14 protein-coding genes are annotated in these 21,882 nt (G+C 44.8%); 9 read left to right on the top strand and 5 right to left on the bottom strand.

Annotation, left to right across the window (positions count from 1 at the left end; all coding sequences use genetic code 11):
- Positions 1-4 precede the first annotated feature (4 nt).
- Positions 5-730, bottom strand: a complete 726-nt coding sequence (locus ACFS5N_RS17340; RefSeq protein ID WP_377188567.1) for an ImuA family protein — start codon at positions 728-730, stop codon at positions 5-7.
- Between the two features lie 51 nt (positions 731-781).
- Positions 782-1,162, bottom strand: coding sequence for a hypothetical protein (locus ACFS5N_RS17335; RefSeq protein WP_377188564.1), 381 nt, complete (start codon positions 1,160-1,162; stop codon positions 782-784).
- A 376-nt stretch (positions 1,163-1,538) separates the two neighbouring features.
- On the opposite strand from ACFS5N_RS17335, the gene ACFS5N_RS17330 reads away from it, so the two are divergent.
- Positions 1,539-4,079 carry a phosphocholine-specific phospholipase C gene (locus tag ACFS5N_RS17330; protein WP_377188561.1) on the top strand — a complete coding sequence of 847 codons (2,541 nt, stop codon included), beginning with the start codon at positions 1,539-1,541 and terminating at the stop codon, positions 4,077-4,079.
- Between the two features lie 64 nt (positions 4,080-4,143).
- Here ACFS5N_RS17330 and ACFS5N_RS17325 read toward each other — a convergent pair whose 3' ends face one another.
- Positions 4,144-6,405, bottom strand: coding sequence for a GH92 family glycosyl hydrolase (locus tag ACFS5N_RS17325; RefSeq protein WP_377188559.1), 2,262 nt, complete (start codon positions 6,403-6,405; stop codon positions 4,144-4,146).
- A 370-nt stretch (positions 6,406-6,775) separates the two neighbouring features.
- Here ACFS5N_RS17325 and ACFS5N_RS17320 point away from each other — a divergent pair, with 370 nt between their 5' ends.
- The 7 genes from ACFS5N_RS17320 (at position 6,776) to ACFS5N_RS17290 (ending at position 17,841) form a co-directional block, all read left to right on the top strand.
- Entirely contained in the window at positions 6,776-8,122 is a 1,347-nt protein-coding gene (locus ACFS5N_RS17320; RefSeq protein WP_377188556.1) for a tryptophanase, read from the top strand.
- Positions 8,123-8,622: 500 nt separating this feature from the next.
- On the top strand, positions 8,623-11,766 hold the full coding sequence (locus ACFS5N_RS17315; protein WP_377188553.1) for a SusC/RagA family TonB-linked outer membrane protein: 3,144 nt from the start codon (positions 8,623-8,625) through the stop codon (positions 11,764-11,766).
- Between the two features lie 11 nt (positions 11,767-11,777).
- Positions 11,778-13,592: a RagB/SusD family nutrient uptake outer membrane protein gene (locus ACFS5N_RS17310; RefSeq protein WP_377188550.1), complete on the top strand. Its 1,815-nt coding sequence runs from the start codon at positions 11,778-11,780 to the stop codon at positions 13,590-13,592.
- A gap of 11 nt (positions 13,593-13,603) precedes the next feature.
- Positions 13,604-14,320 carry a DUF3823 domain-containing protein gene (locus ACFS5N_RS17305; protein WP_377188547.1) on the top strand — a complete coding sequence of 239 codons (717 nt, stop codon included), beginning with the start codon at positions 13,604-13,606 and terminating at the stop codon, positions 14,318-14,320.
- 22 nt (positions 14,321-14,342) lie between these two features.
- Positions 14,343-15,485 carry a hypothetical protein gene (locus ACFS5N_RS17300; RefSeq protein ID WP_377188544.1) on the top strand — a complete coding sequence of 381 codons (1,143 nt, stop codon included), beginning with the start codon at positions 14,343-14,345 and terminating at the stop codon, positions 15,483-15,485.
- Positions 15,486-15,555: 70 nt separating this feature from the next.
- Positions 15,556-16,536, top strand: coding sequence for a family 43 glycosylhydrolase (locus tag ACFS5N_RS17295; protein ID WP_377188541.1), 981 nt, complete (start codon positions 15,556-15,558; stop codon positions 16,534-16,536).
- A gap of 30 nt (positions 16,537-16,566) precedes the next feature.
- Positions 16,567-17,841 carry a glycoside hydrolase family 71/99-like protein gene (locus ACFS5N_RS17290; RefSeq protein ID WP_377188538.1) on the top strand — a complete coding sequence of 425 codons (1,275 nt, stop codon included), beginning with the start codon at positions 16,567-16,569 and terminating at the stop codon, positions 17,839-17,841.
- Positions 17,842-17,937: 96 nt separating this feature from the next.
- Here the strand turns inward: ACFS5N_RS17290 and ACFS5N_RS17285 are convergent, their stop codons facing one another.
- A complete protein-coding gene (locus tag ACFS5N_RS17285) occupies positions 17,938-20,484 on the bottom strand; it encodes a galactose oxidase (RefSeq protein WP_377188535.1) in 2,547 nt (848 codons plus the stop codon).
- A gap of 353 nt (positions 20,485-20,837) precedes the next feature.
- Positions 20,838-21,437 carry a TetR family transcriptional regulator gene (locus ACFS5N_RS17280; protein ID WP_377188532.1) on the bottom strand — a complete coding sequence of 200 codons (600 nt, stop codon included), beginning with the start codon at positions 21,435-21,437 and terminating at the stop codon, positions 20,838-20,840.
- A 168-nt stretch (positions 21,438-21,605) separates the two neighbouring features.
- Between ACFS5N_RS17280 and ACFS5N_RS17275 the strand changes: the two genes are divergently transcribed.
- Positions 21,606-21,878 carry a CBU_0592 family membrane protein gene (locus tag ACFS5N_RS17275; RefSeq protein ID WP_377188529.1) on the top strand — a complete coding sequence of 91 codons (273 nt, stop codon included), beginning with the start codon at positions 21,606-21,608 and terminating at the stop codon, positions 21,876-21,878.
- Positions 21,879-21,882: the final 4 nt, after the last annotated feature.

Here is a 21,882-nt window from a genome sequence, read left to right as displayed (position 1 = left end):
GTTATTATGCAGTCTGAATAAATACCCGTTCTTCTTTTTCCTCCATAACCGGCACAAACCGGCCCTCTATCCATTCCAGTTGCCAGCTGCCGGGGTTGCCGTTGCGCACCCGCAGCAAATCAACCTGCCAGCGCGGGAAACTTACCCCGGGCAATCCCGGCTCGGCTGCGCTGGGCAGCGGACTTATCTGCCAGCGTGCTACACAAATGGTACTGCTCAGCTTTTTCAAATCGGTGCGCAATAGAAATCCGGTTACCTTGCTGTCTTCAACGGCTAATTGCAGGCGGCGCGATTGGGCGAAGCTAATCTCGCGTACCTCGCCAATCACTGCGGCGAGGCCCTGGCATTTCAGCGCTTCTTCCATAGCCCAAAGCACGTCGCGGTCGCGCTGTACGTCGATAAAAATGATACGGTCGGGCGTAACATTAAAAGCTTTCAGCGCCGGCGGGAAAAGCCTGCGTGAGGTACTAATCCAGATGCAGGCCCCGCCTTGTTTCATGAGCGATGAAAGCAGTCCGCCCACTAAGCCCCCTGTCGCGGCCGTATGCTCAGGTGTTGGGCACAGCATTTCATGTATGGCGCCAGTAGGAAAAACACCGTTCGGAAACGCATTTTCCAGCTCGCCGAGCCCAATGCCTTTAGCCTCGCCCGTTGGGGGCGGGGTAAAGCCCTGCCAAAGCAAAATATCTTTTTGCAGTTTGCTGATGATATCTTTTTTACTGCTCTCCATAGCTGTCAATTTGCCCCACCTAAATCCTCCCCGGTAGGGAGTACTTTTATTTTAATTAACCTCCGGGCATGGAAACACAGGCACAAACAAAGCCATATAGGCCTGTAAATGCACAATCATGTGCCGCGCAATGGCGCCGCCGACGTTGTTGATCTCCTCCTGTTCAAGCGGACTTTGATAATGCGGGTCCCAACTGTCGGGCCGGCCGTCAAAATAGCGCATGTAGTAAGCATCATCTTCAGAACTTACATTGTTGTCAAACCACTTGCCCTGTTCCAAACGTAAAGTGAGCGTAACAAACTCATGTCCGTTATGATACTCTACAATAAACTGCGGCACAAACGGTAGATCCCACTGCTCGGGCGGGATCTCGTCAACCTGTAGCCTAACCATGCCCTGGTTTAATTTTACATCTATATAAAACTCTTCCATAACAAATACATTACAAACATAATGCTAAAAATATTAGTATTTTAAAAATATTTGTAAAAAAGTTGACCTCTCCCTAGCCCTCTCCGAAGGAGAGGGAACATTGGCGTTGTAAGTTTGATTTTGTTAGTCGGATTTGTAATCCGGACTATATTATTTGCGGATTTGCAATCCGCGAGTTGGAGGGGGATTTCAAATCCCCACCAAGCGAGTCCGGATTACAAATCCGGACCAACAGCGAAAAGTCAACCCGCAATTATCCCCCTCTCCAAAGGAGAGGGCCGGGGAGAGGTCTTAACCAAATCATAACCCAAACTTTCCCGACTATTTACATGTAACTTTTATCCTTGTCAATCAGAAAAAGCTTAGTTTAGCACTAATGGATAACAGACGAGATTTTATCAAAAAAGCCGCTTTATTAACCGGGAGCGCCGGTTTGGCCGCGGGCTTGCCATCATCAATAGCCAAAGCCATGAGCATTAACGCAGCCGAGGGCAGCACTTATCTGGATGCTGAACATGTAGTGATACTGATGCAGGAAAACCGGTCTTTCGACCACGTGTTTGGTACTTTGCGTGGGGTGAGGGGTTATAACGATCCGCGTGCATTACAGCTGGCTGATAAAAACCCGGTATGGCTGCAAACCAATGCCGAAGGGCAAACTTATGCACCGTTCCATTTAGATATTAAAAATACCAGGGCCACCTGGATGCACTCGCTGCCGCACTCGTGGGCCAACCAGGTAAATGCGCGTAATGACGGCCGGCATGACAAATGGCTTGACGAAAAACACTCGGGCGAAAAGGCTTACCGCAACATGCCGCTTACGCTGGGTTATCATAACCGCAGCGATGTGCCTTTTTATTATGCGTTGGCCGATGCTTTTACGGTTTGCGACCAGAATTTTTGTTCATCATTAACGGGCACTAACCCTAACCGCTTGTTTTTCTGGACCGGTACCATCCGCGATCATAAAGATGAAAATTCGCGTGCTTTGGTTTGGAACGAAGATATGGATTACGGTACGCTGAACTGGACCACCTTTCCTGAACGCTTAGAGGATGCGGGTATAGACTGGCGATGCTATCAAAACGAAATGAGCATTGATACCGGATTAGAGGGCGAAGAAGACTCATGGCTATCCAATTTCCAGGATAACGACCTGGAGTTTTTTGGTCAGTATAACATCCAGCTGCACCCGCGCCATGTGGCCCAGATGAATAAGCGATTAGCGGCTTTAAATAAAGAAATTGCTGGGCTGCAAAAACAAGCCGAGACAGACAGCGGACTTGCCCTGAAAAAGAAAATCGAGCAACGCCAAAAGGAGCTTAAAAATGTACAGGCGCAAGTTAATCTTATAAACAGCCGTAAGTTTGACGACCTGACCCAGCGTGAGCAAAGCCTGCATAAAAGAGCTTTTACCGTTAACTATGCCGATCCTGAGTTTGGCAAACTAACCGACCTTACTTACGACGACAACGGCACACAGCGCACAATGAAAGCCCCTAAAGGCGATGTGCTATACCAGTTTCGCGAAGATGTGAAGCATGGTAAGCTGCCCACAGTTTCATGGCTTACTGCGCCCGAGAATTTCTCTGACCACCCATCGGCGCCGTGGTATGGGGCCTGGTATGTGTCTGAAGTATTGGATATCCTGACCCAAAATCCCGAGGTATGGAAAAAGACCATCTTTATTTTAACTTATGATGAGAATGACGGTTATTTTGACCACGTGCCGCCGTTTACCCCTCCGCACTCGCACAAAGCCGGAACCGGCAAAGTTTCGGCCGGTATAGATACCCGCCCTGATTATGTGACGCTGGAGCAGGAGCAGGCCCGCGAGGGTTTCCCGGTGAAATATGACCGCGAATGCTCGATAGGCCTGGGTTATAGAGTGCCGATGGTGATCGCCTCGCCATGGAGCAAGGGCGGGTGGGTGAATTCTGAGGTTTTTGACCATACGTCGACCTTGCAATTCCTGGAAAAATTCCTGTCGCACAAAACCGGTAAGAAAATTTTTGAACCCAATATATCCGATTGGCGCCGTACCGTTTGCGGCGACCTGACCTCGGTATTTCGTCCGTACGAAGCTAAACAATCACCATTGCCTGGTTTTTTGGGGCGCGATAGCTTTTTAGAAGGAATACATAAAGCCAAATTTAAAGATGTGCCTGCCAATTTTAAGTTATTTACCCCGCAGGACATTGAACAGGTAAAGCAAAATCCGCATGGCTCGGCTTTATTACCGCAACAGGAAAAGGGTATCAAACCGGCAAATGCTATACCTTACCAGTTATATGCCGATGGTAAGCTAAATGCTGACAAAACTGCTTTTGACCTGGATATAAACGCCGCTACCGAAGTTTGGGGCAGTAGGACCATAGGCGCGCCTTTTATTGTTTACGCCCCCGATAATTATAAGTCGTTAAAAGGCGATGGCTATGAGCTATTACGCAACTGGAGCTATGGCGTAAAGTCCGGTGACACGCTAAGTGACAGCTGGCCGATAAACGATTTTGAAAATGGCAGTTACCACCTGCGCCTGTACGGGCCAAACGGCTTTTACCGCGAGTTTAAAGGCAGCCATGCCGACCCGGAGATTGAGACGCGGTTGGAATATCAACGCAATCGCCTCCATAAAAAAGTACTGACCGGCAATGTAGTGTTATATATTAAAAATCTGAGCAAAGGCCAGCATGCTGTAACCATTACAGATAATGCTTATAAAACCGGTACAAAGAAGGAAATCATCCTGTCCAAATCACAGTCGGCCATTGTTGTCGACCTGAGCAAAAGTATGGGCTGGTATGATTTTACCCTGAAAATAAGCGGCGCCAATGGTTTTGAAAAACGTTTTGCCGGCAGGGTTGAAACCGGTAAAACCAGTTATACCGATCCGTTTATGGGTAGGGTGGTGTAGCGTATCGTTTCAGGTATGGTTATAAGGCAAGTTCCTGATATGGGGAACTTGCCTCAATAATGCTTTATTTTGTATAAATATCCAGCGCTTTACCTTTGCGCATATCATCGTAGTTAATCGCCCATCCTTTAAGCGGTTGGCTGCCGACGGTGATTTTACTGATATTTTTGCCTTTACCTTTTTTGGTTATGGTAAACGTTTTACCATCGCCAAGCTGCATTTCAATTTTATCAAAAACAGGCACCGACACCAGGTATTCCGGATCGGCCGGCGAATAAGGAAATACCCCCATGGCATTAAATACGTACCATCCGGTAAGCGAACCGTGATCGTCCATACCGGCTAGCGCCAGATGTTCAGGACCCATCCCAAAATAATCCGACATCAGCTTATTCAAAATAGCTTGCGATTTTTGCGGTTTGCCGACAAAGTAATAAAGATAAGGATAGTTAAAGTCGGGCTGATTGCCCATACAAAACTGCCCTAGGAAGCATGAAAGGTTATCTTTTGCGTAGCCGCCCCAAGGGATACTGAAAAGCGAATCTACTTTCAACTCAAAATCTTTAGGGCTTTTATAAAGCGATATAAGGCCTTTGGTATCCTGCGGTACAAAAAATGATGCCTGCCAGGCGTTTGCTTCGCGATACATAAACTCATAATATGGATAATTAGGATCAAATGGTCCCCACCATTTCCCGTCGGCCAGGCGCCCGCGCATCAATTCAGTCTGCGGGTCAAAAACGTTCTTGTAGTTTTTACTGCGCTTCATCATGATGTCGTAAGTATCGTTATCGCCTAAGGCTTTGGCTAGTAAAGCTATTGAGTAATCTGAATAGGCAAACTCAAGCGTTTTGGTGGTGCCTGCAGTTGATACGGTTTCAGTTGTCGGATGCTGAATATCAGCTTCGGGAACGTAACCCAGCTTCAAATAATCAGCATTGTGGGGCCTGGCTGTCCTTACACTGCCGCTGATAGGCGTGTTTGCGTTATTTAGCATAAGCAGGTAAGCTTTACGCACGTCGTAATCTTTAATGCCCCGTAAATATGAGCCGGCAATATAAGATGATGCAAAATCGCCGTGGAATGAAGTCGGCAAAAATCCGCCCGAATGCTCGCCCGTTAAGATCATTGATTTAATGATGTTATTGCTTACCTTCGGCAGCAGCATATCCAAAACAACAAGTTGGGTGCGGAAAACGTCCCATAATCCCGGGCTTTGATACACTTCAAATCCAGGGACGGTATCTCTTGAGGTTCGTATAGCCGGCGAAGCTGTCACTTCGCCGGGGCTGCGGCGTCTTCGGTCATAAAAAGCTATTTTACCATCTACATCGCTGGTGATACACGGGTACCAAAACTGCCGGTAAAGGCAGGAGTAAAACATCACTTTTTGCTTTGGTGTCCCGCCGGTAACTTTTACTTTCCCGAGGAGTTTCTCCCAGCTGGCATCTGCTTCTTTATAAACCTGATCAAACGTTTTGTTGGCTATCTCTGTGGTATAATTAAGCTTAGCGCCTTCAGGGCTAACGCTTGAAATGGCGATTTTGAGTTCAAGGGGCTTGCTGGCTTTTTCAAAGCTGATGACCGGAACATCGATGTTCCCGGTAAGTTTCCGCTGCCCGCCGGCGCCCTGTCCGCTACGCGGAATGTCCGGTTGGTTTGGATTGCGTTTATAGGTGTCAATGCTGGTTATCTTATGGTTCATTACGGCGTAGAAGTATAAATTACCTTGTTTACCCGTAACTATGTAGTCGCCGGCTTTGTTAATTTCCCAGGTGCTGCTGCCGCCACCGGCATGCACCAGGTCAAATGCCAGTTTCTTATCCTGGCCGGCTTGATAAGTGAATTTATAATAGGCTGCGCGTGGCGTCGCTGTAAGTTCTGCGTTAATATGGTACCGGCTCAACAATACCTGGTAATAGCCGGGGCGTGCCGTTTCTTTGGCATGCGTGTAGGGCGAAGCAAAATCATCGGCTGTAAAGTTTTTTCCTTCCAAAGGCATTATCGGTATGTTCTGTGCTTCCCAATCGGTCCCGCTGGTTTGCGTGAAAGCTTTAATAGTATTTACTTCATATTCATAACCGCTGCCACTGCCATAAGTGGTTATCGGAACAGCTTCTACCATACCGAAAGGAACACAAGCTGCCGGCCCTACAAGGCCGTTCCAGGTGCGCCAGGGCGGGTTATAGCCAAGCTCGGCTGAGTCTGTCAAAACGGTTGTACCAATTAGCGGATTAACATAATTGGTAAGCCGGGTTTTGGCTTGTCCGTAAATAAAGGCCGGCCAAAGGCAGCCAACCCAAATAAGACGTCTTATTTTTTTCATTGCTACTTAGTGATAACTTAATACAGGTCTTATAAATTGGAGGTTTTTCGAAATCTAAAACTAATAAAAAGAACAGTTGGGTAGCAAGATGGTAACAAGAATACTACGCTAGGTTGTTTAAGATGGCTACGGGCCGTTAAGGCTGACTTTAAATTGTCATAAACGAAAGGTAGAGCCCGTTGGCCGGTTCGACAGGATTCAGAAAGCTATTGATACTGTATATTGAAGGATAACTAAATTAATTTCTGCTGATGTTATACGAATGTTTATATTTGACCTAATGACTTCGAACTGGAAAAATATCATTAAAAAGCCCGATTGATAATGCGCTTGAACAGCGTTTTATTAGTCACTTTTTATTTATTTTTTCATGAAAACCATCATAGAACCCTTTAAAATTAAATCGGTTGAGCCGATTCATTTCACTACTGCGCATGAGCGTGCAGTGTTACTGCAACAAGCCTATTATAATCCATTTTTATTAAAAGCCAAAGACGTTATTATTGACCTGCTAACCGACAGTGGCACAGGCGCGATGAGCAGCGAGCAATGGGCCGGTGTGATGCGCGGCGATGAGAGTTATGCCGGCAGCGACAGTTTTTTCAGGTTTGAAAGCGCCGTAAAAGAGTTGACGGCCATGCCTTTCATCATCCCCGTTCATCAAGGGCGTGCTGCCGAAAAGATATTGTTCACCATTAAAGGTGGCGAAGGCAAGTACGTGCTCAGTAATACCTTGTTCGATACCACCCGTGCCAATATTGAATTTTCAGGAGCTACCGGTATTGATCTGTTAACCAATGCGGCAAAAGATTCCGCTGTTTCAGCGCCCTTTAAAGGGAATATGGATACGGAAAAACTGGAAGCTTTTGTATTGGAGAAGGGTGCGGAAAATATTTCATTGGTTATTATTACCGTTACCAATAATTCGGGCGGCGGTCAACCGGTAAGTATGGCCAATATAAAGGCAGTTAAGGCTATATGTGTTAAATATCAAATACCAATGTTTATTGATGCCTGCCGGTTTGCTGAGAACTGTTATTTCATTAAACAACGTGAACCCGGTTTTGAGGGAATGACTATCAAAGCGATAGCTCAGGAGTTGTTTTCCTATGCTGATGGCTGCACGATGAGCGCCAAAAAGGATGCATTTGCTAATATTGGCGGTTTCCTTGCCGTGCACGATCAACAGCTCGCCGAAGAATGTCGCAACCTTTTAATTATTACGGAGGGGTTTCCCACTTATGGGGGCCTGGCAGGCCGCGATCTGGAAGCCATCGCCATAGGTTTACAGGAAATTGTAGACGAAGATTATCTGAAATATCGTATACGCAGCATTGAATATATTGGCGAGCAGCTGGACGGTTGCGGCATCCCTTACCTGAAACCGACGGGTGGCCATGCACTATACCTGGACGCTAAAGCTTTTCTGCCGCATATACCAGCACATCAGTTCCCCGGACAGGCTTTGTGTGGCGCCTTGTATCTGGAAGGAGGGGTAAGGGGCGTGGAGATCGGCTCAGTGATGTTCGGCGAGCATGCACAACATGAACTGGTGAGGTTGGCTATACCTCGCCGTACGTATACACAAAGCCACATGGATTACCTGGCAGAAGTTATTATAGCCGTTTATGCAAAGCGGCATGAGGTACGCGGCTTGAAAATGGTGTATGAAACCCCTTTCTTACGACACTTTACCGCGCGGTTTGAATGGGTTTGATTAAAAAAATTCAAATGTTTAACCTCAATGCACGCTTGGAACATTACAACCAGTAAGATGGATATTACAACTAAAACAATAAATATCAGTGTATGCTATTCATGACTCGGATGTAGAGCACCTTGCTTCATAATTTATTACCCTCCTATCTCTTCATATCTAAAAGTACGAAGTTCAACTTCTATGATTTCTTGAAATGGCTCTGTTTTTTAATAAAAAATGCAATCGATTGCATTTTTTATTAAAAAACCAGTCTTTGGGGCCATTTTATACTTGAAATTAATCAATTATTTATTTTTTATTAATGCGCAGGTCTTCTTTTGTGTCATTATTAAAACCAATTATTAGCCCCTGTCAGCCGCCAAAACTGCCAGGCGTTATTACTCGAAAAACTTATTAAGCTTATGTACAATCATGATCCTAATCCGCCGTAGGTATGCGCCGCAATACGCATAAACCAATCAAACCAATTAACCTTAAATAAACATTAAAGAGACGATATGAAAAAAATTAAATACTTAATGATACTTATCCTCCTTTCTCCGCTGGTGGTGTTTGCACAAAAAACACCGGTTAGCGGAAAAGTAATCGACCTCACCGATGGGTCGACGCTACCGGGGGTAAGTGTACATGAAAAAGGTACCACCAACGGTACCGTCACCGACGTGAGTGGTAAATTCACCCTGTCCGTTGGTAGCCCCGACGCTATATTGGAAATATCCTATATCGGTTACCAAACGCAGCAAGTGGCGGTGAAAGATATTAAATCGGGCACCATCGCCCTTACGGCTACAAATAAAAGTCTGGAAGAGGTGGTAGTGGTAGGCTACGGTGTTCAGAAAAGAGCAACGGTAACCGGTTCTATCGCGACGTTGCAAAGCAGGGACATTGTCACCACCAAGAACGAGAGCGTAACCAATATGCTAACCGGTAAAATACCGGGTGTACGTATTGTGCAGACCACTGCCGAACCGGGCTCATTTTCTAATAAATTAAACATCCGCGGCTATCAGGGAAGTCCTTTGATCGTTGTGGATGGGGTAATTGCCGGAAACGATCAGGCTATCATTGGTAAAATGGATCCTAACGAAATCGAAAACATTTCGGTACTTAAAGACGCTGCGGCTTCTATCTATGGTATGCGTGCTGCAGGCGGCGCTATCTTGGTTACTACTAAAAAAGGCTCGAAAAACGGCAAGGTAAACATTAACTACTCGGTTGATGAGGCTGTTCAAACATTTTTGGGAATGCCGCAAGGCGTAGGCGCGGTTGATTTTATGATGCTGACCAACGAAAAAGTTAAACGCGATTTTGCCAACAACTTCGTATCGAACGTTACGCCTCAGTTTTCATACAACGATATGTTGCCTTATCTGAACGGTACACGTAAGTCTGCCGATTGGTCGAGCTTGGTGTTTAACAAAACGGCTAATCAAATCTCACACAACCTGAATATCGACGGCGGTACTGACAAGATCAGTTACTTCTTCAACTTTGGTTACCAGCGCCAGGACGGTGTTTTCAAAACCGGCGATCTGAACTATAATAAATATAATTTCCGCTCTAACGTTACCGCTACCGTTACTAAAGGTTTAAAAGCGCAAGTATTAACATCCGGCTATATGGATCAGAAAAATCAGCCATATACCGACGAGTGGACCGTTTACAAATATACCTGGAACCAAATCCCTACACACCAGATTTACGCTAACGACAACCCGCTATATCCGGCAGTAATGGACGACAATATGAACCCGTCTATAATTACTGACGATGATAAAGTAGGTTTTAAAACCAGCAAGAATAAAAGCTTTGTGGGTCAATTGAACCTAACTTATGACATCCCTGGGGTTCCGGGGCTTAATGCGAAGGTATTGTACAATATTGACTATGGGGTGAATGATTTTAATCAAATCAAAAGGTCATATTCACTATACACCTATAATGCCGCCGCCCAAACTTATATTCCAAGTGTGGTTAACTCGCCCGCCGGCATTACCCGTGCTTATTATACGCACCTGAATACTTTAAGCCAGGCCACCTTAAACTATACCCATACTTTTGCCGAAAGTCACAATATCTCGGCAACTATCGCTTACGAGCAAAGTCATGAAACGGCTGATAACTTTAATGCTTATCGCGATATCGAAATCCCGATTAATTACCTGTTTGGTGGTTTGCAAAACTCAAACATGTCGGGCGGTATGGATGCAGGTGCATTGTCAGATCGTGCACACAAAAGTATCATCGGTCGTGCTAATTATGATTTTAAAGGAAAATATCTGGCCGAATTTAGTTTCCGCCGTGATGGTAACAACTTGTATAAACCAGGCGCTGATCAATGGGGCTTTTTTCCTGGCGGGTCAGTAGGTTGGGTAATTACTAAAGAGGATTTCTTTAATAAACTGGTATCGCCAAAAATCATCAGCAACTTAAAACTGAGAGCGTCTTACGGTCAGGTAGGTGACGAAGCTAATGCTCCGGCGTTTAACTATGTCGACGGTTATACTTATCCAATCAATACCTATATTTTTGGCGGCAGCGCGGTTAACGGTTCGGCGCCGAAATTAGGAAACGCAGGCTTAACCTGGTCTGTAAGCACTATCAAAAACATTGCATTAGATTTTGGTTTGTTTAATGGTGCAATCGATGGCACAGTCGAAGTGTTCAGAAATGACCGCACCGGTTTGCCTGCACAACCTGCCGTGGCACTGCCCGGCACTGTAGGTGCCGATGTACCCCAGATCAACTACGGCAGCGACAGAACTCAGGGTGTTGACTTTAACCTGGCTTACCACACTACCTTCGGTAAATTGGTGGTTAACCTTGCCGGTAACATTGGTACAACCCGCTTAGAGCGCATTAAGGTACTTGAGGCCCGTGCCGGTAACGAATACCTGAACTGGAAAAACAGCCAAAGCAACCGTTATCAAAATATTTGGTGGGGGCCTGAATATGCCGGTCAGTTTACCAATTACAACCAAATCTACAATTATGGTGTAAACACCGGTGGCGGTAACAACAATGTGGTACCGGGCGATTATTATTACAAAGACTGGAATAATGACGGTGTTATTGACGATAAAGACAGCCACCCGATTGCTACAAACGACATTCCGCTGTATAACTATGGTTTAAACATTGGCTTAAGTTACAAAGGTTTTGATATGACCTTATTGCTGCAAGGCGCTGCCGGTGTTTATGTACAATACGGCGAGCAATTTGCCTCGCCGCTGATGTATAACAGGAGTGCGCTTACCCGCTTCCTGGACAGCTGGCATACGGTTGATCCGTCAGCAAACGTGTTTGACCCGAACACGCAGTGGGTGCCTGGTTTCTATCCGGCAATGGGTTCGCCCGATGCACAGGGTACCAAAGCTATCCAGAATGCCAGTTACCTGCGTGTAAAAACGCTGGAGTTTGGTTATTCATTCTCGCCGAACCTTTTAAAAGTTGCCGGTATCAAAAAATTAAGGGTGTTTGTTAACAGCTATAACCTGTTAACCTTTACCGGCCTTAAAAATTACGATCCGGAGCATCAGGGACCAAATCCGACAGACGGCGGCAACTTTGGCGTAGCACTTGGCGGTTACACTTACCCAATGAACCGGACCTTCAACTTTGGAGCTAATGTTTCCTTTTAACCATTTGACATATGAAAAGTATACATAAAATAATTACTGTATTTGGTGTGGCAGCGGGCGTTTTGGTGTCTTCATGCCAAAAGCTTAACATCCCGCCAACCAACATCGTTACGCCCGACATTATTTACAGCAGCGAAGCTGGGGTAAAGTCGTTCCTGGCTACGATATATCAAAATTTACCTATTGAGGATTTTAAATACAGACCCGATCAGGGATTTAAAACCGGCTCAAATGACTGGGAAAACTTCTACAACTCGGCCGGTGTAACCGGCGAAGAGGTGGGCCCGTGGGGTGGTGTCGACATTGCAGGAGGGTTTGGTTACTGGCCCTATGCCGATATCAGAAATGTAAACACGCTGATAGCCGAATTGCCTAAACACGTATCAACCCTAAGCCAGCCAACCGTAAATGCACTTTTAGGCGAGGCACATTTTTTAAGAGCGTATTATTACTTCGCCCTGGCTAAACGTTATGGTGGTGTACCTATTATCACTGTCCCGCAAGACCCGGGCGCCAGTGTAGAAAGCCTGCGGGTACATCGCGACAAAGAGCAAGCCGTTTGGGATTTCATCAGCACAGAACTTGATCAGGGCTACCAGATGATGCCTGAAACCAGCGATGTGGGCCGTGCAAATAAATACGTAGCTGCTGCGCTAAAATCAAGAGCTATGCTATATGCAGCTTGCGTAGCCAAATATGGTGCAACTAACTTCGTCGACGGACAGGCCCGTGCACTGGGTTTGGTAGGTATTCCTGCCGATCAGGCAAATAAATATTTCCAGGCTGCTTATGATGCTGCTAAACTGTTGGACGGCAAATACTCGTTGTATAATGCTAATGCTGATAAGGTTCAGAACTATGTCGACCTGTTTTTGAAACCTAACAATGAGGATATTTTTGTAAAACAATATTCAATTGCTAACCATACTGCACATAGTTGGGATGCTACCATGTCGCCGCGCTATTTTACCGCTAACGCTTTATCGCGTTCATACCCCACATTGGATGAGGTTAGCCTTTGGGGTGATTTGCCGGTAACTAATGCCGACGGTACACCACGACGCTTTAATAATCGTGCCGATTTAATGCAGGGCTTAGAACCCCGCTTGTTGGCTACGGTTTACTTTCCCGGCGCTACATTAAGAGGCCTGACTTTTGACATGCAAAGAGGCATTTACCCTTCTTTTAGCGGTACTGCTGCTGCCGAGGTAGCTAAACAACCTAACTCACGCTCTTACATTCTGGCGGGCGACACCAAATCACTTTATCAGGGTAAGCAAATCATCGGCTTCACCGGCCCATGGACCGGCGGCGATGAATTAACCCGAACCGGTTTTTACGTGCGTAAGTATGTCGACTATAATAAACCGCAGGCAACCGTCGACCTAAACCGCAGCGAGCAACCATGGATCGATCTGCGTTACGGCGAAATTTTATTGAACCGGGCAGAAGCCGCTATTGAACTGGGTAACACGGGCGATGCATTAACCTGTATTAACCAGATCAGGGACAGGGCAGGCGCTGCGGCTTATAGTTCTATAGACCTTGATAAAGTGCGTAAAGAAAGACGCATGGAACTCGCTTTCGAAAACCAATACTACTGGGATTTAAAAAGATGGCGCACCGCCGACGTAGTGCTTGACCGCGCACATTTTAAAGGCCTCATGCCTTACTATGTATTCAATGAAAACAAGTATATCTTCCTGGCCGAGCCTGAGCTTTTTAACCGGGAGTATACTTTCCAAAAGCAATTTTATTACGAAGGCATTCCGGGTGGCGAGATCGGCAAAAACCCTAATCTATTGCCTAATAATCCTAACTATTAATACAAAAAGAGATGAAAAAGATATTTAGAAATTTAATGTTAGGTGCCGTAATATTAACCGGTGCGGCCTGTACAAAGATAGATAACTATGGTGGGCCAAACGCCTCGTTTCAAGGCAGACTGATCGACGCTACAACGCATAATAATTTTGAAACAGCATCAAATAGTGTTCAAATTCAACTGGAGCAAATTAGCTGGAGCGCAAACCCAACGCCCCAATTTATCCCAAGTAAATTTGACGGTACGTTTGAAGATACCAAGCTGTTTAAGGGCACCTATCGTATTATACCCAAAGGCGGCGCTTTCTGGCCAATTTATGATAGTTTAAAAATGGCTATCAATCAAGGCAGCTCACATGATTTTGAGTTGACCCCATACCTTACTATCAAAAACTTCAGCCATGAGTTAAACGGCACCACGCTTACGCTGCATTTTGATATCGATGCACCCATTGTGGCCGGTTTACCAACTATTATTGATGCGCAACCTTATGTTAACACCACCAAGCTGGTTGGCCCGGGTGCTTCGATTCGCGATTTCTCGGATGTGGATGCAGTGACCATCAACAAAGAGTTTGTGGATATGACCTCGGCTGATAAATCTATTACCCTAACCGTCCCTAACCTTTTACCGGGGCGAATATTTTTTGTAAGGGTAGGTGTGAGGCTGAATGACAGCTACAAGAGCTCCAATCTTTCTGACATTATAGAGATAACCATTCCTAAATAATTAACCCTAAATCTGAAAGGAAATGAGATTATTAAAGACAATGATGGCCTGTTCCATCATCATGACTATAACAGCTATCGGCTGTAAAAAGGAAACCTATAAATCGAGAGATACCTCGATGTTGAAACCGCCACCGCCGGTTGATACCACAAAGCCGCCTGTGATTGACACATCAGTAGTAGTTGATAATTGCGATAAGCTGGACGGCTGGTCGAGCGCCGGCGACGCTTCTTTGGCCACTACTGGTCAAAAGGAAGGCACTGGCTATATCAAAAACGCTATTAAAACGGGTAGTAACTTTATGCAGTTTATTAAAACCTTGCCGGCTCCAATTAATTCTAAAGTAACCATGAGCATCGGCGAGCTGGAGTTTTGGTTCTATGTTCAGGATGTTTCTTTATTGAAACTGGACGGGCAGATCCAATTTAGCAGCTCAGGCGATCCTGACAAAAACCGTGTTGGCTGGGGTATGGATAAGATCATCCCAACGCTGAAAAACGGCTGGAACCACCTGGAACTAAAATTCAGAGACGGCGGCGTTACCGGCGACGGTGGCCCCGACCTTACCGCCATGAACTTTTTCAAAATCTTTTTCTGGACAGCGGCAAATGCCGCGACCGACCAGGTTTATGGTATTGATGATATCCGTGTGGCGGCAGTACCTCCACCGCCTGATGTTGTAATTGACAATTGCGACGCAGCAGACGGATGGGCAACTGTAGGCACGCCTTCAGTAGTAACAACGGGCCAAAAAGAAGGAACCGGTTACATTAAAGGCACTATTACCAGTGGCAATAACTTTATGCAGTTTATCAAAACGCTGCCTGCCCCGGTAAACACCAACGAAACCGTAGCCAGCGGCAAATTGAAATTCTGGCTTTATGTTCAGGACGTTTCTTTATTGAAATTAGATGGGCAGATCCAGTTCAGCAGTTCCGGCGATCCGGATAAAAACCGCATCGGCTGGGCTATGGATAAGATTATCCCAACGCTTAAAAACGGCTGGAACCACCTGGAGCTGAAATTTTCTGACGGACAGGCCACCAGCGATGGCGGTCCTGACCTGGCGGCAATGAATTACTTCAAGATATTTTTCTGGACAGCAGCCAACACTACATCCGACCAAATTTATGGCATTGACGATGTACGCGTAGGGGCAAACTAAATTACAGGTAAACACAATTCAATAATTAGCGCCGGCCGGCTTTCACTGCCCGGCGCTTTAAATTACTTTGATGAAAATTTATAATCTATTAAACGCTAAAGGATGGCTTGCTGCATTGATTGCGGGTGTGGGACTAATGTCGTCCATAAACAGCTTTGCTCAGGAGAAAGTTGCTCCGGTAGGAACTCCTTTTGTAACTGATATTTATACGGCCGACCCATCGGCGCATGTTTGGAAAGATGGCCGTTTGTATGTTTACCCATCGCATGATGTTGCGCCGCCACGCGGCTGCGATTTGATGGACAGGTATCACGTCTATTCGACTGACGATATGGTACACTGGAAAGACCACGGTGAAATACTCAACTCGTCGCAGGTTGAGTGGGGGCGTAAGGAGGGCGGCTTTATGTGGGCGCCCGATTGCGCTTATAAAAACGGTACTTACTATTTTTATTTCCCGCACCCAAGCGGTACCGATTGGAACAACACCTGGAAGATCGGCATAGCCACCAGCAAGAGCCCGGCAAGCGGGTTTAAATCGCAAGGTTATATCAAGGGGTTGGAATCGATGATTGACCCGTGTGTTTTTATTGACGATGATGGCCAGGCATATTTTTACTATGGCGGGGGCGGTACCTGTAAAGGCGGCAAGCTGAAGGACAATATGGTGGAGATTGACGGCGAGATGAAAAAAATGGAAGGCCTTGAAGATTTCCACGAAGCTACCTGGGTACACAAGCGCAACGGCATTTATTACCTTTCTTATTCAGACAATCACGATGTTAACGGCAAGCATAATCAGATGCGCTATGCCATGAGTAAAAGCCCGCTGGGGCCGTGGGTATCAAAAGGAGTATATATGGACCCAACCGACAGCTATACCAATCATGGATCGATAGTAAAATATAAAGGGCAGTGGTATGCTTTTTATCACAATAGTTCACTGTCGCACCAGGATTGGTTAAGGTCTATCTGTGTGGATAAGCTTTATTACAATGCCGATGGCACCATCAAAAAAGTTATCCCGACAGGGCCGATAGCGGCTAAATAAGTACCTAATTATTTCAATTCAATAACCATTATGAAAACAAATAGTTTAAAAGTTTTTGCATTGGCAGCAATGTTTTTAACGGCTTATAGCTGTTCCAAAAAATCGGCTGGCCCGGCTGCGCCACAGGATACCAACACCGGTGGCAGCACCACACACACGCCATCGCCGCCGGGCGATGTAGTAGGGAAGGTGATTGTTGGTTACCAGGGATGGTTCGCCGCCATTGGTGACGGCTCGCCTATTAACCGGTACTGGCACTGGTCGCAAACCTGGGAACAACAACCATCGCCAACCAATACAGCCATAAGGTCCTGGCCTGACGTACGCGATTACACCACCACTTTCCCAACGCAGTATGCTAATTTAAATAATGGTCAGCCAGCTACGGTTTTCTCATCATTTAGTGACCAAACTGTGGACGTGCAGTTTAAATGGATGAAGCAATACGGCATGGACGGTGCCGCCTTGCAGCGCTTTAATCCAAGCGGGCTGGAAGGGCCCGTACGCGATGCCATGGCCGCTAAAGTAAAAACCGCCGCCGAAGCCAATGGCGTGAAGTTTTACATCATGTATGATGTAAGCGGCTGGACGAACATGCAAACCGAAATGAAGGCAGATTGGACCAGTAAAATGTCGGCTTATACTTCCTCGTCAGCCTATGCAAAGCAAAATGGCAAACCAGTGGTATGTATCTGGGGATTTGGCTTCAATGACGATAACCACAACTTTAGTGCAGCCGTTTGTCTGGATGTGATCAAGTGGTTCCAGGCACAGGGTTGCTACGTGATCGGCGGTGTGCCCACCCATTGGCGCGACCAAACCAGCGATTCACGACCAGAATTTCTGAATACTTATAAAGCTTTTAATATGCTTTCGCCATGGATGGTGGGGCGTATTAGTAATGTTAATGATTCGGATGGATTTTTTGTGAACGTAAATAAAGGCGACCAGGCTTATTGCAACGGCAATGGTATTGACTACCAGCCTTGCGTATTACCCGGCGACCTGCAGAGCCGTCAGCGCGCGCATGGCGACTTTATGTGGCGACAATTTTATAACATGAAAAGAGTTGGCGCACAAGGACTTTATATCTCCATGTTTGATGAATATAATGAGGGCAATCAGATAGCCAAAACAGCGGAGTCGCAGGCTTTTGTACCGGCCGGATCAGGTTTCATAGCGCTTGACGAAGACGGTACGCCATGCTCATCTGACTATTACCTACGGCTAACTGGCGATGGCGCTAAAATGTTTAAAGGCCAAATTCAACTCACTGCGATAAGGCCAACTAAACCTATGCTATAATTGGGGCAATATCTCTTCTAAAGCGTCGTCCAAACAACAACGGGCCGGTCAGATTGATCGCGCCCGTTTTCTGTTTTAGAAGATGAGGATTTTCAACTATTCCAGGATTGAATGAAAGTCGCGGTTAAAGGCTTCACCGTAAATGGTTTTATATTCGCGGCTAAAGGTCTCGAAAGTATTTTTAGCGAGGGAGTGCTTACCAATTTGCGACAATGCCTTACATTTAATGATCATAGCTTCCTCGTTAACCGGATCAAAATAAAAGATGCTGTTAGCCACTGTGATTAAAAACTCCGGGTCTTCAGCTATCGGCACACTATTGGCAAATTGAATGCAGGTATCAATAATTTCGTTGGATATCTCTGATTTAAATCCGTCCAGCCACTCATATTCAGCGTTTGACAAAAAGTTGCCGCGCTGCGTGATATGTGTAAGCTGAATGATCTTTTCTTTGCTCAGCTTGTTTTTGTTGGAGACGATGCTTAGGTAATTATGATAATCGACCATTATTTTGCTGTAGTCGATCTCAATTTTCCAGTTGCCCGTATCTTTTGACAGGTGGCAATGTTCCATTTTATCAAGCAGCAACTTCAGCTTCGCGATGTTTACAGAGCGGTTATTACGCGCACTTTTTTCTGATTTATCGAACCACAGTATTTCATTTAACTTTTCTGAACTTATGCCCCTGTCCAGTTTAATCGAATATAAAACAATCAGCAGGAAGAGTTCCTTAAGCAGCGGCGTAAAATATTTAGTTATCTCGTTGCCGTCAGGAGTAAATAATTGAAGATCGCCAAATAAAAATATGGTGTTTTTATGCATAAGCCTGGCTTGGTCATCGTCCGCATTCAGTTCATGCGGGTCTTGTTGGTTAGCAGCAGGCGATAGGGGTTGATAAGGCCTTTTTGTCTGTAAGTAAGCTGCAGGCTTTTTATTACGGCTATAAATAATCAGGAAAATCATCAGTACAACTAAAGCTCCTGCTATTAGCCAATAGAAGCTGTGAGCCGCAATTTTTGAATTGCCGGCTAAAGGCTCAGGTGGACTAAGCAACGAATATATTTTGATGCGGGTCTGTTCGGCCTCTCTAAATAGCGTTACGGCAAAAAATCTGCCGCTTTTGGGGATATAATACAGGTCGGCAAATGAGTGGACGTCGTTAAATTTATAAGAGATCGTGTCGCCAACTAAGGTATATGTGCCATTGCTCAACGAGCCATGAATAAGCTGCAAACGAGAGTTAAATTTATGTTGGGGGAAGATAAGCCCGTAATAAGATTTATCTTTTTGGCTGATGACAATAGAATTTGCAAAAACAAAATCTTCGTTATTATGGGTGTTGATGTCGAATAGCTTTTTAAAGGTTCGGTCTTTCACCGTATACCGAACCATGTCGTACAAATTCCTGGGGCTCACTATCTGCTGGCCTGTCGAACTTCCATAACCGCCGATAATGTAAGCAGTATCACCCGATGCATTGGTTCCTAAACCGGCGAGATATCTGGGCGTGAAAAAATCGCCCGTAGTTTTGATATTCTGCCATTTATCTGAAGCAATGTTGTACCGCTTAACGCTGTCTTTATAAACTAGTTGTCCATATCCACCAATTGTGTAAATCGAGCTATCGGCCTTGCTGAAGAACTTGTTAAGATGACCATTGTCAGTGGCGTTGTTGCTAAAGGCTTTATTCCATCTTTTGCTATTCAAATCAAATGTGGCAACCGCTTTTTGGTCAACATACAGATAATACAGCTTGTTATTGGCATATATTGCCTGGTCGCCGGGCACCAAAGATTGCTTGCCCAAGCTATACGCCTCGCTTCTTAACTGCGGCGTGTTGTTTATGGCGAAAGTTAACAGCGAATCAGGCGAAATTATATAAATCTCTTCTTTGCCGGCATCAACAGCTAAGCTCGCATCGCCCCGTACGGTAAACTCTTTTTCCAGCTGCCAGTTGCGGTGATGCGCTTTTACCCAGAGCGGGTTAACTACCGTGCCGTTATTTTGATTTATGGTTTCACCAGCCACATTACCCTCATATTCACTTAGCGGCCAATTAGCAAGCAAGGTCCCTTCCTGCATAATATTTACATCCCGCAGCTTCATCGGCGGGAGGTCGGTTGTTTGATACCTGCGGTAGGTATTAGCTCCGAAAAGCAGCTTATAGTTTTTACTACGTTGAAGATGAAGTCCCGATTCAGAAAACGAATCATTGCCTGAAAAAACGGTAAGCTTATTGTTTTTATAATCAATCAGCAATCGCAGTTTATTCCATCTTTCAAATAGTAATTTATCATCAATATTAAATGATATTTTTGAGAGCCGTTCGCCTACGATGATCTTAAAATGGCGAATGTTAGCCTGGTTGTCATAGACCAGGTCGATATTTTGCTTATCGTCGCCGATAAGGCGGAAAATGTAACCGAAATAAACAGGATAATTAGGTAAGAAGGATAGATCAAAGGAAAGTTCGAGATTGTCTTTATCAGAAACCTTATTCAGGTTTAACTCCAGGGCCGTACGTTTATCCTGAACAACCTCATGGCTATAAAAGCCCAACCCGTATGATTGTGCGCAGGCTGGCAATAAAGTGTAGAAGGTTAATATAACAGTTGCGACAATCCCTGATAAAAAAAATCTCATGTTGATAAGTATGCTCTATCGTATAAATTAAGCACCAGTAATTAACGGTTTATTATTTGGCTTGAAAAGCTAAATTTTCTTAGGTTAATGGGTGTCTAATTTACAATAAAGCATTATAGTTTCAAAGAACATCTACGGTCTATAAATAATCAGCTGATATAAAGATATGTGTGTAAAAGGCGCTTTAGATAAACCTGAATGATAATTTATTAAGACAGATTTTTCGCATTACACTATTTTAGCCTGAAGTTAGTCTAGGCTTTCTTTCGTGAGCTCTGGGGTGCCAATATCGAACCATTATAGAAAAACTCCGCAAGATTGCGAAGTTTAAACGTCATTAAGCAGTGTGCAAATCAATTTGGTGAAAGCCCTAAAACTTTAAATGCTTCTATTCGATATTTTTGCGAATGTCGATCAAACTCTAGTGGATCGTCCACCATACTGAGAAAATAGTAAGCTCCGTCTGATATCACGAAGATTAAATCAGCAGCAAGGGCAGGGTCATCACATAAAAGCTGTTTCTTGTCAACACATTCTTGAATTATAGACTTAAGCCATTCCCTAAGTAACAAATGTAATTCTCTGTAGCGCGATTTGATCTGCGGGTTTCTAAAGATCAATGCAAAGCAGTTGTAAAAAACACTATCGTCAATATAGGTATTCCATTTTCTGGAAAATATATTGTTCAATATCTCTACTAATCTCTCCAGCGAGTCAACGTTGGTATCAACCGGTTGATAAATCTGCGCGTAACTTGCAATTATATAATCAATTAAACCAAGCAGCATCTCCTCCTTGTTAGAAAAGTAGTGGACCACCAGGCTCGGGTGCATATCCAGTTCTTTAGCTACTTTTCCAAAGGAGATATTTTCAATCCCTTCGCTTATAGCGATGTTATAAAATGCTTCGATGATCTTCTTTTGCTGATCTTCTTTTAAACTTTTTCTACCCATAAATTTCTCAAAGCTAATTCAAAAACATTGAAAAAATAACGTAAAGATAAATTTACTGAATATTCAATTTATTTAATTTTCCCTTTACAAGGGCTTAATATTCGATCAGTTATTTTGAATGATTTTGAAAGCGCCGGGAATGTTTTATACAGTTAGTATCCAATCATAATGAATCCGTTTCACAACAGCTTGGTCAACGAAGCTATAGGCTGGCTCGGCGTGCTGCTTTTTTTAGTTTCATACTTATTGCTTATTGCCAAAAAGTGGAAATCAACCTCGTATGCATACCATGTTTGCAATCTGCTTGGAGGTTTTCTGCTGGGGTGTAATGCTTATATAGACCGTTCTTTCGCGTCGGCCTTCATCAATATCCTTTGGGGATTTATTGCGGTATACGGCATATACACGGATAAATGGAAAAGAAATAAACCGGCAACATAACACG

Source organism: Mucilaginibacter ximonensis, from assembly GCF_042686265.1.
In the GTDB taxonomy this organism is placed as follows: Bacteria; Bacteroidota; Bacteroidia; order Sphingobacteriales; family Sphingobacteriaceae; genus Mucilaginibacter; species Mucilaginibacter ximonensis.
Note: the sequence above shows the minus strand (reverse complement) of the source record. Positions and strands in the feature narration are given on the sequence as shown.

Excerpts from the sequence above, each read along its gene's own strand:
- ACFS5N_RS17300 (WP_377188544.1), top strand. The coding sequence starts at position 14,343 with ATGAGATTATTAAAGACAATGATGGCCTGTTCCATCATCATGACTATA.
- ACFS5N_RS17320 (WP_377188556.1), top strand. The coding sequence starts at position 6,776 with ATGAAAACCATCATAGAACCCTTTAAAATTAAATCGGTTGAGCCGATT.
- ACFS5N_RS17335 (WP_377188564.1), bottom strand. The coding sequence starts at position 1,162 with ATGGAAGAGTTTTATATAGATGTAAAATTAAACCAGGGCATGGTTAGG.
- ACFS5N_RS17340 (WP_377188567.1), bottom strand. The coding sequence starts at position 730 with ATGGAGAGCAGTAAAAAAGATATCATCAGCAAACTGCAAAAAGATATT.
- ACFS5N_RS17280 (WP_377188532.1), bottom strand. The coding sequence starts at position 21,437 with ATGGGTAGAAAAAGTTTAAAAGAAGATCAGCAAAAGAAGATCATCGAA.
- ACFS5N_RS17290 (WP_377188538.1), top strand. The coding sequence starts at position 16,567 with ATGAAAACAAATAGTTTAAAAGTTTTTGCATTGGCAGCAATGTTTTTA.
- ACFS5N_RS17330 (WP_377188561.1), top strand. The coding sequence starts at position 1,539 with ATGGATAACAGACGAGATTTTATCAAAAAAGCCGCTTTATTAACCGGG.
- ACFS5N_RS17305 (WP_377188547.1), top strand. The coding sequence starts at position 13,604 with ATGAAAAAGATATTTAGAAATTTAATGTTAGGTGCCGTAATATTAACC.
- ACFS5N_RS17275 (WP_377188529.1), top strand. The coding sequence starts at position 21,606 with ATGAATCCGTTTCACAACAGCTTGGTCAACGAAGCTATAGGCTGGCTC.
- ACFS5N_RS17325 (WP_377188559.1), bottom strand. The coding sequence starts at position 6,405 with ATGAAAAAAATAAGACGTCTTATTTGGGTTGGCTGCCTTTGGCCGGCC.
- ACFS5N_RS17310 (WP_377188550.1), top strand. The coding sequence starts at position 11,778 with ATGAAAAGTATACATAAAATAATTACTGTATTTGGTGTGGCAGCGGGC.
- ACFS5N_RS17295 (WP_377188541.1), top strand. The coding sequence starts at position 15,556 with ATGAAAATTTATAATCTATTAAACGCTAAAGGATGGCTTGCTGCATTG.
- ACFS5N_RS17285 (WP_377188535.1), bottom strand. The coding sequence starts at position 20,484 with ATGAGATTTTTTTTATCAGGGATTGTCGCAACTGTTATATTAACCTTC.
- ACFS5N_RS17315 (WP_377188553.1), top strand. The coding sequence starts at position 8,623 with ATGAAAAAAATTAAATACTTAATGATACTTATCCTCCTTTCTCCGCTG.